The organism is Streptosporangium subroseum (genome assembly GCF_900188345.1).
GTDB classification, from domain to species: Bacteria; Actinomycetota; Actinomycetes; order Streptosporangiales; family Streptosporangiaceae; genus Streptosporangium; species Streptosporangium subroseum.
The window spans coordinates 1-12,653 of sequence record NZ_FZOD01000018.1 but is presented as its reverse complement, the minus strand read 5'-3'; the positions used below and the strand labels follow the sequence as shown (position 1 = coordinate 12,653).

The 12,653-nt window shown below is 70.2% G+C and carries 10 protein-coding genes; 5 read left to right on the top strand and 5 right to left on the bottom strand.

Features of this window, described 5'->3' with window-relative positions; all coding sequences use genetic code 11:
* Positions 1–190 precede the first annotated feature (190 nt).
* Together CHC08_RS19355 and CHC08_RS19350 are read left to right on the top strand one after the other, a co-directional pair.
* Positions 191–529, top strand: coding sequence for a hypothetical protein (locus CHC08_RS19355; RefSeq protein ID WP_089208730.1), 339 nt, complete (start codon positions 191–193; stop codon positions 527–529).
* Between the two features lie 401 nt (positions 530–930).
* The gene (locus tag CHC08_RS19350; RefSeq protein WP_089208729.1) at positions 931–1,386 is read left to right on the top strand and encodes a YbaB/EbfC family nucleoid-associated protein; all 456 of its coding nucleotides are present in this window, start codon (positions 931–933) and stop codon (positions 1,384–1,386) included.
* A 36-nt stretch (positions 1,387–1,422) separates the two neighbouring features.
* Here CHC08_RS19350 and CHC08_RS19345 read toward each other — a convergent pair whose 3' ends face one another.
* The 3 genes from CHC08_RS19345 to CHC08_RS19335 all read right to left on the bottom strand — a co-directional run bounded on the left by CHC08_RS19345 (position 1,423) and on the right by CHC08_RS19335 (position 3,941).
* Positions 1,423–2,319: a hypothetical protein gene (locus tag CHC08_RS19345; protein ID WP_089208728.1), complete on the bottom strand. Its 897-nt coding sequence runs from the start codon at positions 2,317–2,319 to the stop codon at positions 1,423–1,425.
* 14 nt (positions 2,320–2,333) lie between these two features.
* The gene (locus CHC08_RS19340) at positions 2,334–2,747 is read right to left on the bottom strand and encodes a hypothetical protein (protein WP_143653277.1); all 414 of its coding nucleotides are present in this window, start codon (positions 2,745–2,747) and stop codon (positions 2,334–2,336) included.
* Between the two features lie 174 nt (positions 2,748–2,921).
* Positions 2,922–3,941, bottom strand: coding sequence for an ABC transporter substrate-binding protein (locus CHC08_RS19335; RefSeq protein ID WP_089208726.1), 1,020 nt, complete (start codon positions 3,939–3,941; stop codon positions 2,922–2,924).
* Positions 3,942–4,039: 98 nt separating this feature from the next.
* On the opposite strand from CHC08_RS19335, the gene CHC08_RS19330 reads away from it, so the two are divergent.
* From CHC08_RS19330 to CHC08_RS19320, 3 genes are read left to right on the top strand one after another with little or no spacing between them, the layout of a single operon-like run.
* The gene (locus CHC08_RS19330) at positions 4,040–5,092 is read left to right on the top strand and encodes a FecCD family ABC transporter permease (protein ID WP_089208725.1); all 1,053 of its coding nucleotides are present in this window, start codon (positions 4,040–4,042) and stop codon (positions 5,090–5,092) included.
* 20 nt (positions 5,093–5,112) lie between these two features.
* On the top strand, positions 5,113–6,165 hold the full coding sequence (locus tag CHC08_RS19325) for a FecCD family ABC transporter permease (RefSeq protein ID WP_245878413.1): 1,053 nt from the start codon (positions 5,113–5,115) through the stop codon (positions 6,163–6,165).
* A complete protein-coding gene (locus CHC08_RS19320) occupies positions 6,162–6,956 on the top strand; it encodes an ABC transporter ATP-binding protein (RefSeq protein ID WP_089208723.1) in 795 nt (264 codons plus the stop codon). Before CHC08_RS19325 ends, CHC08_RS19320 begins: the two co-directional genes overlap by 4 nt.
* A gap of 155 nt (positions 6,957–7,111) precedes the next feature.
* Here the strand turns inward: CHC08_RS19320 and ftsY are convergent, their stop codons facing one another.
* Together ftsY and smc are read right to left on the bottom strand one after the other, a co-directional pair.
* Complete coding sequence (gene ftsY / locus CHC08_RS19315) at positions 7,112–8,287, bottom strand: signal recognition particle-docking protein FtsY (protein ID WP_089208722.1); 1,176 nt, start codon at positions 8,285–8,287, stop codon at positions 7,112–7,114.
* 47 nt (positions 8,288–8,334) lie between these two features.
* A complete protein-coding gene (gene smc / locus CHC08_RS19310) occupies positions 8,335–12,018 on the bottom strand; it encodes a chromosome segregation protein SMC (RefSeq protein WP_089208721.1) in 3,684 nt (1,227 codons plus the stop codon).
* Positions 12,019–12,653: the final 635 nt, after the last annotated feature.

Genomic DNA, 12,653 nt, shown 5'->3' with positions numbered 1-12,653 from the left:
GGTCAACGTCAGCCGACCACAGGACTAAGGCCAAATACGGACAATGCCTAGCAGAGTTCGAAGTAACCCACTAATGTCGCGTTCGATGCGACTCAGGACGCATCACTATGAGAAAAACATAGGGCGCGGACGGCCGTTGTGGCATGCCGTGACGGAACCCGGGGGTGGCGCGTGTTTCACCCGAAGGACGATGGCCGAGCGTATCGAGGAGACCGTCGCGGCCCGGCCGCGACAGGAGGTCTTCCTGAGAGCGGCCAAGGGTGACGACGCAGGTGGCGGCAGTCCGGTCAGGACGGCGGGTGGCGACCGCTCGGTCGAGATGGCGGGTGACAGCCAGTCGAGCGGGATGGCAGGTGGCAGCGGTGCGGCGGATACCGGCGGCCCGTCAGGACCGGCCGTCCCTCTGCGCGTTCTTCTTGGCGATGGCGTCGACCACCGCGGAGACATGAGGTTCACAAACGGGGTCGAGGGAACGCCGACCGGAAAACCACAGGGTCTGGATAATGAAATCAGCCTGATGCCCACATAGGCACGTACCAGGGGCTTCCGGATCTGTCGGTAGAACCGCTGAGCGGTGAGTCACCATGCTCCTGACTTTAGTCCGCTTTGACCGATTCTCCATCAGAAGCCGAAAACTCGGTTTGGTATCGGTGCCGATTGGCGACAAATCTCTGCCTCCGACCGTGATCGGGAGGTCAGACGACCTTCGCCGGACCCGCCTCGAGGTCCCGATCCGCGACGGCGGCGAACGCCGTCGCCGCATCCGCCGTGACGATGCCCGGCCGGTGGAGGACAGCCAGGATCCCGCTCCTCACCCGACCTGGTTCCGCGAACCCACCGTGGCCCCCTCCCGCTCGATCGGAATGTTCTTTCGGGCGCTAGGGTGAACGCGGCTTGAACCGATCTTGAAGCACCTGCCAGGAGGGGCACATGACAACGCCATACGACAACTTCGGGCAGAGCGACGACCTCAATGTGAATCGGTTGCTGGAGAACTTCGGCAAGCTCTCCCAGCAGTACGAGAAGATGATCGACGAACTCGCCGAGGCGAGCGGGCACGGAGAGGCCGCGGACGGCCTGGTCCGGGCCGAGGTGGGCCCCGAGGGCACGTTGCTGAGTGTGAAGATCGACCCTCGGGCCATGCGCCTGGGCTCCGAGGCTCTGGAGGAAGCGATCATGGAGGCCTTCACGAAGGCGCTGACCCAGGCGACGGAGCGTTTGAGCGAAGTGATGGCACCGCTGACCGGTGGGGTCGAGGAGTTCAACAAGACGGTGCGGGACCGGCTGCCGCACTCGGGCCTGAGCCCCCAGGTCGGCTCCGATCCACGGGTGGCCGAAGCACTGCGCGAACTCCAGGAGATCCGCGCCAGGTACGAGCGCCGATGATCCTGTGGACCGGCGCGCCGCGCCGGTCCACCCAGGTCAGATGTAGGTCCAGCCCTCGTCGCCGGACTCCTTGACGCTGCCCCGCCTGATGTCGTCGAAGTCCGTCTGCCCCGCCTCGCTCCCTATGCCGCTGCTGCCGAGGTTGAGCTGGGGTTGCGGGAACTGGTTGTCCGCGCTTACCAACCCGACCAGGTCCCCCAGACTGAAGAGGACGGCCGCGCTGACACCGACCACCGCGGTCATCGTCCCCCCCATGAGGAACAGGCCGGAACTGTCCTTCGTGGCGGTGGCCTTGACTTTGATCCCCAAGCCTCGCGCCTGCAGCTCAACGCCTCGATTCATCATGACCGTCCGTTCGGCGACGGTGGCGGGGGTGATGGGTATGGCCTGGGCAGAAGCGATCATCGCTATGCCCGCGACCTCCATCCGGTGCCCGAACAGCTGCATGAGCTCCGAGGCGATGATGATGGCCAGAAGCGAGTCGATGAAGACCCCGCAGGTATTGATGATCCGGTGAATGTTCGACTGGGCGCTCTGCACCGCGCCGGCCATCTGCATGGTGGCGGTCTCGAACTGCTGGACCTCGTGGTAGACGCGCTCCATGAAGTCGTCGAAGGCACGGCGATCCGCCCCTTCCGGCCACGCGTCCGCGACCGCCTTGACCTTCTTGTCCCACTCCCGGGTTCTCAGCTCCGCGAGCTTGAGGCTCACCACGCGCCAGTCACCCCACGCCTTGGTGACCCCGTCGTCGTCCCATGGCTGGGCAAGCCCCCAGATGGCGCCGGCCCCGATGGCCGGCGCCGCCAGCTTTCCCGCCAGCTCGATCTTGGCCATGGTCTGCGCCCAGACCGGAGCGATCTTTCCCAGGGCCAGCATCGCCCCGATGGCCCCGGCCTCTATGCCGCCGGCTACCCCGAGTTCTTCGCCCGGCACGTGACACCCTCCCTCTAGTCCGTGAGCCCCTGATCCTTCTTCTGCGCCTCGGCGAGATCGACCCTGTCCTGTTTGAGTTTCGCCTCGAGGTCGAGGATCTTCCCCGTGTCGTTGATCGCCTTGGCCGCGACGAGCTCGGCCTCCCGATAGTTCGCCACCACGCTGAGCAGGCCCGCGTTGATGCCGTTGAGGGAGTTGACGAAGCCGACCGCCTGCTTGGCCTGATATTCCTGGGCCGGGGTGTAGTTGTTGGCCACCGTGACCGAGCCGATGAGGCCCCACGCCATCTGGCTGAGATGGGTTCCCTCGACGACGGCCCTGATGTCCTCCGCCATGGGAAGTAGCACCCTGATCAGATCCTGGGTCGCGATCTTCAGGGCTTCCGTCTTGACCTCGACCATCCCGCCTGGCCTCTCAATGTGACGCAAGTGAGCGATGCGATGCATGCGAATGATGCGACATACACCAGGAATGAGTAAATCAGGGTCAACAACGATATGACAAACAAACAATGATCTTCGATGAACAGCCGGCGAACAGCTCGCCGCGCGGCGAAAGGCCCGGCGTCCCCGCTGGGGACGCCGGGCCCGCGGGCGGAAGGGTCAGGCGGCCTTCGCCGGGTCGACCTCGAAGATCTTGGCGAGGTCGTCGAGGATGGAGTGGGCGCCCTGGATGCCGACCGCGGTCATCCAGGTGACGTCGGAGACGTCGTGCTTGACGCCCTTGAGCTTGCCCCAGAGCGGGTTGGCCTCGAACTTCTCCTTGACCGGCCCGACCGACGGGTCGTCGTAGGCCGCGACGAAGATGTGCTCGGCGTCGAGCTGGGAGATGTTCTCCTGGCTGACGTTCACCACGATGGAGTCGCTGACGGTCGGCTGGTCCTCCGGGCGCGGGAACCCGACGTCCTTCAGCACCAGGCCGGAGTAGGAGTTCTCCACGTAGAGGCGGACCGTCGGCTCACCGGCGAAGCGGGCGATGGAGACGGTGGGCAGCTTGCCGTCCTTGGCCTTGATCGAGACGCCGATCGCGGCGGCCCGTTCCTGATAATCCTTGATCTTCTGCTCGGCGAGGTCCTCCTTGCCCAGGGCCTGGCCCATGAGCCTGAGGTTCTCCTTCCAGAGGGCGCCCGTGGTCTCGCTGAACACCGTCGGCGCGATCTGCGACAGCTTGTCGTACAGCGCCTCGTGCCGAACCTTGGCGGAGACGATCAGGTCGGGCTTGAGCGCGACGATCTGTTCGAGGCCCGGCTGCTCCAGGGTCCCGACCGATTTGGCCTCCTTGGCGTGAGCGAGGACCGGGTTCAGGTAATCGGGAAGCTTCTCCTCGATAGACCGGTAGGTGGTGTAGCCGACGACGTCCGTCTCCAGCGTCAGCACCCCGTCCACGAAGCTCTGGTCGAGGGCCACGACCCGCAGGGGCTGCGCGGGGATCACCGTCTCCCCCATGGCATGCTTCACCGTCCGCGGAAACACCCCCGCGCCGCTCGCCGCCGGAGCCGGTGTCGCGCCGGCACCCCCGGAAACTTCAGCGCTCGTACCCGAGGTGCCGGAGGAGCAGGCGGTGAGGCCAAGGGCCAGTACAGCTCCCACCACGCCGACGGTCAGGGCACGCAACGCTCTCATCTGAAATCCTCTCAACCAAAGTTAGGTGAGCCTAATTTAGCTTAGCTATACCTAAACTGGCATACTCATGCCGAAATCGGCAAACGAGAGGAGCGCGGGTGAGCACGGCGGCAATCACGCGAACGGCGTCCTCCGGAAGGACCATCCGGGCGATCCATCGGCATCGCCTGCTCGTTCTGGCGGGACTGTTCGCGGCCCTCGCCGTGACGGTCGCGCTCAGCGTCGCGATCGGCGCGAAACCCGTCCCTCCGGCCGAGGTCTGGCACGCGCTGACCACCCCGACGGGCACCGAGAGCGACATCGTCGTCCGATCGCTGCGCATCCCCAGGACCGCCATCGGCATCCTGGCCGGGATCGCGCTCGGCGTCGCGGGGGCCCTCATGCAGGGCCACACCCGCAACCCGCTGGCAGACCCCGGACTGCTCGGCGTCACCCAGGGCGCGGGGTTCGCGATGGTCCTCAGCATCATGGTGCTCGGCGTCACCAGCCTCTACGGCTACATCTGGTTCGGCCTGGCCGGAGCGCTCCTCGCCAGCGCGGGAGTCTTCGCCCTCGGCATGGTCGGCGGCCGGAGCAGCCCCACGCCCGTGACCCTGGCCCTCGCGGGCACCGCGGTCAGCGCCTTCCTCTACGCGCTCACCTCGGCCCTGGTCCTCATGGACGAGCAGGCCCTGGACGTCTTCCGGTTCTGGCAGTCGGGCTCGATCGCGTCCAGAGGCCCCGACGTCGCCTGGCAGGTGCTCCCGTTCATCGCCGTCGGCCTGCTCCTGGCGTTGTTCAACGCGCCCGGCCTCAACGCGCTCTCCCTCGGAGAGGACGTCGCCCGCGCCCTCGGCCAGAACGTCACCCTGACCCGCGCCGTCGGCATCGCCGCCATCACGTTGCTCAGCGGGGCCTCCGTGGCGGCCTGCGGCGCGCTGGCCTTTCTCGGGTTGGTCGTCCCGCACCTGGCCCGCCCGCTGTCCGGCCCCGACCACCGCTGGCTGCTGCCGTACTCCGGGCTGATCGGCGCCGCCGCGCTGCTCCTCACGGACGTGATCGGCCGGGTGGTGGCGCGCCCGGGCGAACTGGAGGTCGGCGTTGTGCTCGCCCTCATCGGCGCGCCGTTCTTCATAGCCCTGGTCCGACGGAGAAAGCCGGTCCGCCTGTGACCTCCCCGTCGGAAAGACTCGTGAACGGCCGGCCGCTGCGGATCGGCTCCGCCTCCTGGCTGCTCCGCCTGCGCTCCGCCGCCGTGGCCCTGATCCTGCTGGCCTCCGTGGCAGCGCTGATGGCGCTCACCATGCGCATCGGCGACATCCCGATGAGCGTCCCCGAGGTGTTCCAGGCGATCACCGGTGACGGCTCCAACCACTTTGTCGTCATGGAGCTCCGCCTTCCCCGCGCGCTGACCGGCGCCCTCGTCGGCGCGGCGCTCGCCCTGGCAGGGGCGATCACCCAGGCCGTCGCCCGCAACCCGCTGGCCAGCCCCGACATCCTCGGGGTCACCGGCGGCGCCAGCGTGACCGTGGTCGCGATCACCATGGCGGCGGGAGCCACCACGGGCGGTGCCAGCGGCCCGCTGGCCGAGGTGGGCATCCCCCTGGCGGCCCTGGTCGGCGGGCTGGTCGGAGCGCTGACCGTCTACCTGCTGGCCTGGCGCCGGGGCATGGACGGCTACCGCCTGGTGCTGGTCGGCATCGGCGTCTCGGCGGTCTGCACCAACGTCAAGTACTGGCTGCTGACCGTCGGGGACGTCAACGACACCGGCAAGGCCATGGTCTGGATCACCGGCTCGCTGAACGGCCGGGGCTGGGAGCACGTGGTCCCGGTCTCGCTCGCGCTCGCCGTGCTCATCCCGCTGACCCTGCTCGGCACCCGCTCGCTCGGCGCGCTGCGCTTCGGCGACGACACCGTGACCGGTCTGGGCGTACGGATGAACCTCGCCAGGGGCCTGATGATCCTCGCGGCCGTCCTGCTCGCGGCGACGGCGACCGCCTCGGCCGGGCCCATCGCGTTCGTCGCCCTGGCCGCCCCGCAGATCGCGCTGCGCCTGGCGGGGGTGGCGCAGCCGCCGCTGGTCGTCTCGGCCCTGGTGGGGGCCGCCCTGACCACCGCCGCGGACCTGATCTCACGGACCCTGTTCAGCCCCGTCGAGCTGCCGGTGGGCGTGGTCACCGCGGTCCTCGGCGCCCCCTATCTGATCTATCTCCTCATCCGTGTGCGCAGAAAGGCGCGATCGTGAGACTGCAGGCCGTTGACCTCAAGCTCGGGTACGGCGACCGGATCATCGTCGACGGTCTCGACCTCGGCATCGAGGCCGGAACGGTGACCACGATCATCGGGCCGAACGGGTGCGGCAAGTCCACGCTGCTCCGCGCCCTGGGACGGCTGCTCAAGCCGTCGGGCGGCGAGGTGCTGCTGGATGGCAAGCGCATCGACAGAATGCCCAGCAAGGAGGTCGCCAGGATCCTGGGCGTGCTGCCGCAGGCGCCCACCGCACCCGAGGGGCTGACCGTGGCCGACCTGGTGGCCAGGGGACGGCATCCGCACCAGACCTGGTACCGGCAGTGGTCGTCCGACGACGAGTCGGCGGTCAGCGAGGCCCTGTCCATGACCGGCCTGCTGGAGCTGGGCGACAGGCCGCTGGACGAGCTGTCGGGCGGGCAGCGGCAGCGCGCGTGGATCTCGATGGCCCTCGCCCAGGGCACCGACCTGCTGCTGCTCGATGAGCCGACGACCTTCCTCGACCTGGCCCATCAGATCGAGGTCCTGGAGCTGGTCCGCAGACTCCACGGCGAGCTCGGCCGGACCGTGGTGATGGTCCTGCACGACCTGAACCTCGCCGCCCGCTACGCCGACCGCCTGGTCGCCATGCGCGACGGCAAGGTCATCGCCTCGGGAACCCCGGCCGAGGTCCTCACCGAGGGGCTGCTGGCGGAGGTCTTCGATCTGGACGCCAAGGTCATCGAAGACCCGGTGGCGGGCACCCCGCTGGTCATCCCCATCGGCACCCGGGCCCACCCCCCGAGCTGACCCGGGCCCACGCCCCACACCCGGCGTCGACCCGGGCTGCGGCCCGCCCTCGCCATCAGGCCCTCTGCCGCTCCCGACCCGGACCGTCCTCTGTCCCACGTCCGCTCGCCCGCACCGCCGCGGGGCGAAGACCCAGGGCGGTGCGGGGCCGGAGCTCAGTCTCCGAGAAGGGCGTCGACGAAGACCTCGGGGTCGAACGGCGCCAGGTCGTCGGCCCCCTCTCCGAGACCGACGAGCTTGACCGGAACGCCCAGCTCGCGTTGGACGGAGATGATGATGCCGCCCTTGGCGGTGCCGTCGAGCTTGGTCAGGGCGATACCGGTGATGTTGACGACCTCGGCGAACACCTGGGCCTGGCGCATGCCGTTCTGGCCCGTGGTGGCGTCGAGAACGAGCAGGACCTCGTCGACCACGGCCTTCTTCTCGATGACGCGCTTGACCTTGCCGAGCTCGTCCATCAGGCCGGTCTTGGTGTGCAGCCGGCCCGCGGTGTCCACGATCACCACGTCCACCTTGTCCTGGATGCCCCGGGCCACGGCGTCGAAGGCGACCGAGGCGGGGTCGCCGCCCTCCGGGCCGCGCACGACCTGGGCTCCGACCCGGTCTCCCCAGGTCTGGAGCTGGTCGGCGGCGGCGGCGCGGAAGGTGTCGGCCGCGCCGAGCACGACCGTGCTGCCGTCGCCGATGAGGGAACGGGCCAGTTTGCCGGTGGTGGTGGTCTTGCCGGTGCCGTTGACGCCGACCACGAGGACCACGGCCGGACGCTCACCGTGCGGCTTGACGTGCAGGGTGCGGTCCATGTCCGCGCCGATCTGGATGAGCAGCTGCTCCCTGAGCAGGGCCCGCGCCTCCGCGGGCGTCCGGCTGCCCAGGATCTTCACGCGGGTCCGCAGCTCGTCGACCATCGCCCGGGTGGGCGAGACGCCGACGTCCGCGGTGAGCAGGGTCTCCTCGATCTCGTCCCAGGCGTCGTCGTCGAGACGGTCCCTGGAGAGGAGCTCGAGGAGTCCCTTGCCGAAGGTGCTCTGCGACCGGGCCAGCCGGGTGCGGAGCCGTACCATCCTGCCCGCGGACGGCGGCGGAACCTCGATCTCCGGGGTGACGATCACGGGCTCGGCCGGCCTCGCCGGCGGCGGGACGGTGGTCGTCGCCGCGTCGTCATCCTTGGTGACGGTCCCGGCGGGCGCCTGCTCCCCGGGGAGCGGCAGCACCTCGGGCGGCTCGACCGGCGGGGCCTGCCCGCCCCCCCGCCTGAAGAGCAGGAACACGCCGCCCGCCGCAAGCAGGGCGACGACGACGATGATCGCGATTATGCCGAGATAGGCTTCCACAAGACCACAGTTTTCCAGACGACCCGGAATGCTCGGACACGGTGGGGTCAGGCGGACTCGTGTTCTCTCAGGCGCTGGCTGATGACATGGGTCACGCCGTCGCCCCGCATCGACACTCCGTACAGCGCGTCGGCGATCTCCATGGTGCGCTTCTGGTGGGTGATGATGATGATCTGCGAGGTCTGCCGGAGCTCCTCGAACAGGGTCAGCAGGCGCTGGGTGTTGGTGTCGTCCAGCGCGGCCTCGACCTCGTCCATCACGTAGAACGGCGAGGGCCGCGCCTTGAAGATCGAGACGAGGAAGGCCACCGCGGTCAGTGACCGCTCGCCGCCGGACAGCAGGGACAGCCGCTTGACCTTCTTGCCGGGCGGCCGGGCCTCGACCTCGACTCCGGTGGTCAGCATGTCGGTGGGATCGGTGAGCAGCAACCTGCCCTCGCCTCCCGGGAACACCCGCGTGAAGATCGTTTCAAACTCGCGGGCCACGTCCTCGAAGGCGGCGGTGAACACCTGCTCGACCCGGTCGTCGACCTCCTTGACCACGAGCAGCAGGTCACGCCGGGTCTTCTTCAGGTCCTCCAGCTGCGAGGTGAGGAACGAGTGCCGCTCCTCCAGCGCCGCGAACTCCTCCAGCGCGAGCGGGTTCACCTTGCCGAGCTGGGACATCTGGCGATCGGCCGCCCTGGCCCGTTTCTGCTGCTCCTCCCGCACGTAGGGCACGGGGTCGCCGTCCCCCGTGGGGACCGGCTCGGCCGGGCCGTACTCGGCGATGAGGGTGTCGGTCTCGACGCCGTACTCCTCCACCGCCCGCATCTCCAGCTGCTCCAGGCGCATCCGCTGCTCGGTCCTGGCCACCTCGCTGCCGTGCGCCCGGTTGACCAGCTTGTCCAGCTCTCCCGACAGCTCGCGGACCCGGATCCGGATGGACTTGAGCGAGGCGTCGATCTGCCCGCGCGCCTGCTCGGCCTCGTCGCGCTCCGCGGTGGCGGCGAGGATCGAGGTCTCCAGCATCCGCAGCGCCCGCTCGATGCCCCGGACGACCGCCTGGGCCACCCGGGCGTGCCTGCGCCGCCGCTCTCGCAGGTCGGCGGCCCTGGCCCGCTCCTCGCGCTCCCGCTCCGCCGCGCGCATCAACCCGTCGGCCTTGCCCTCGATGCCCCTGGCCCGCTCCTCAGCCGTCCGTACGGCGAGGCGGGCCTCCATCTCGGACTGCCTGGCCACCGCGCAGATCTCGGCGAGCTCGTCGCGCATCTCGGTGGTGGGCTCCGTCTCCAGCTCCCCCTCCTCGCTCGCGGCGGCGAGCCGTTCCTCAAGCTCGGTGAGGCCCGCCGCGTCCCGGTCGCGGGCCTCCTGCGCCGCCCGCACGCCCCTGGCCAGCCGCTCGCACTCGTCACGGGCGGCTCTGGCCGCGGCGTCCAGCTGGGCCAGACGCTTGGCGACCGCGGCGACACGCTGGTCGGCGTCGCGCTGCCTGGCCCGGACCTGGTCCAGCGCGACCTGCGCCGCGTTGACGCCGGCCTGGGCGGTCTGCACGCCCGTCTGCGTCTCGGTCACCCGCGCCTGGGCGCTCTCGACCGCGAACTGCGCCTCGCCCTCGGCCTCGGCGGCCTCCTCCATCGCCGTCCCGGCCTGCTCGGCGGCGACCCTGGCAGCGGCCAGGGCGACGCCCGCCTCGTCCAGCGCGGCCCGCACCTGGAGCGCCGAGGTGCCGCCCGCCGAACCGCCCCTGGCCGCGTAGGCGCCCAGGAGATCACCGGAACGGGTGACGGCCCGCAGCTCGGGACGCTGCTCGACCGCCTTCCTGGCGATCGTCAGATCATCGACGACCAGCACGCCCGCCAGCAGGTGCGCGGCGGCGGCCCGCAGCTCGGCGGGGACCGTGACCAGGTTGATCGCCCACTCGGCGCCGGCCACCGGCACGGAGCCCGTCTGGATCTCCGCCCCGCCGGCGGCGATGACCATGGAGGCCTGACCGCCGTCCTCGTTTCTGAGGAACTCGATGGCGTCGGCCGCGCTCTGCAAGGACTCCACCGCGACGGCCTCGGCGGCCGCGCCGAGCACGGTGGCGACTGCCACCTCGGCACCGGGCCGTACGGTCAGCATGGCCGCCACCGGGCCGAGCACCCCGGCCAGGTCGGCGCCGAGCAGCACCGCGCCGCCGTCCGCACCGCTGATCAGCCCCAGCTCCAGGGCCTCGAACCTGGCCTCCAGCGCGGCCACCTGGCGCTGCGCCTCCTGGTCGGCCTTGCGCGCCACCCCGAGGGCGGCCTTGGCGGCGCCGAGCGCGGCGTTCGGCCCGGCGACGGCCGCCTTGGCCTCCTCGACCCCGGCTCTGGCCCGTTCCACGGACTCCCTGGCCTGCTCCACGACCTCCAGCGCGATCTCCAGCTCCTCGGCGAGGGCGGGATCGGCGGCGGGCTCCGCCTGCTCCTGGCCGTCGTGCTCGGCCTGGGCCCGCTCGGCGCGCTGCTCGGCCTCCTCCAGCGAGCGTGTCAGCCGCCCGATCTCCTCCTCGGCCGCCCCCGCCCGGCTGCGCACGGCGCCCACCTGACCCCTGAGCCTGGCCAGCCCCTCGCGCCTGTCGGCGGCGGCCCTGGCCTCGGCGGCCAGCCGCCGCTCCTCGGCGGCGAGCGCGCCCTCGGTCTCGGTGCGCCGGGCCACGGCCCTGGCGAGCGACTCCTGCTCGTCGGCGAGCAGCTCGGCGAGGACCCGCTCCTGCTCCCTGACCTCCTCGGCCTCGCGCTCGAAGTCTTCGGGGTCGCGCCCGCGCCGCTCCACGGCGGTGTCGGTCGCGTGGCGGTGGCGCTCCGCGGCCAGCCCGCCCAGACCCCTGAGGCGCTCGCGCAGCGAGGAGAGCCGGAAAAAGGTCTCCTGCGCGGCGGCCAGACGCGGCTGGGCCTCGGCCTCGGCGGCCTCCAGCTCGGACTCCGCGACCTGGCCCTGCTCCAGCTCGACCTCCACGGCCGCACGGCGGGCGAGGACGGCGGCCTCGTCGGCCGTCTCCCGCTCCAGCGTGGTCCGCAGGGTGAGCACGTCGTCGGCGAGCAGCCGCAGGCGGGCGTCGCGGAGGTCGGCCTGGATGACGGCGGCCTTGCGCGCGATCTCGGCCTGGCGGCCCAGCGGCTTGAGCTGGCGGCGCAGCTCGGTGGTGAGGTCCTGGACGCGGGTCATGTTGGCCTGCATCGCGTCGAGCTTCCGCAGCGCCTTCTCCTTGCGCTTGCGGTGCTTCAGAACGCCCGCCGCCTCCTCGATGAACGCCCTGCGCTCCTCGGGGCCCGCGTGCAGCACCTGGTCGAGCTGGCCCTGCCCGACGATGACGTGCATCTCCCGGCCGATGCCGGAGTCCGAGAGCAGCTCCTGGATGTCCAGCAGGCGGCAGGTGTCGCCGTTGATGGCGTATTCGCTCTGGCCGGCCCGGAACATCAGGCGGCTGATCGTGACCTCGGTGTAGTCGATCGGAAGCATGCCGTCGGTGTTGTCGATGGTCAGCGTGACCTCTGCGCGGCCCAGCGGGGCGCGTGAGGAGGTGCCCGCGAAGATGACGTCTTCCATCTTGCCGCCGCGCAGCGACTTGGCGCTGTGCTCGCCCATGACCCAGGCCAGGGCGTCGACCACGTTGGACTTGCCCGATCCGTTGGGACCGACGACGGCGGTGATCCCCGGCTCGAACCGGAGGGTGGTGGCCGAGGCGAAGGACTTGAAACCACGCAGGGTCAAGGTCTTGAGATACATCCGCCCCCCTGTCCTCGTCCTCCGGCGCGCCCCCGCTCCAGCCCCAACGCGCGCCGCGCCTGGCGGTTCAGGCGCAAATTTCCGGTGTCTTCCCTCGTCAGTCCGTTGCCCGACTCCCGTGTGGGGGAAGACTACCGTTCTTCACCCGCGCTCGCCTGTACACCGCCTATGGTGCCGTGCATGGATGCGGAACGCGGTGAGGGCGAAGCTCCAGCAACCCCCCCAAGTGGGGAAAGCCTTCTTAAAAGGCGCACTTTTCTCATAGGCGGAGGGCTGACCATGCTGGGCCTTGGCGGGGCCGCGCTGATAGCCGGCCCGGAGGGTATTCGGGATGCATACGCCCAGATTGTCTGCGGCCCGGTTCCCGGCCCGCCGTCGGCACGCCCCGGGGCGCGGCTGCAGAGCAAGGTGGGCAGGCACCGAGTGATCGTCGGATTTCCGCCGGGGGTGCGGGGGGAGATTCCCGTGGTGATCATGCTTCACGGCGACTTGGGCGACGCGTGCACACCGTTCGACCGCTATTCGGCCGATCGCCACCTGGCCGCGAGCGGCGGACGTTTCGCGGTGGCCGCCGTCGACGACTGGCCTTCCGCCGACATCACCGGGGCGGTCCTGCCCTACCTGCGGGCGAACGG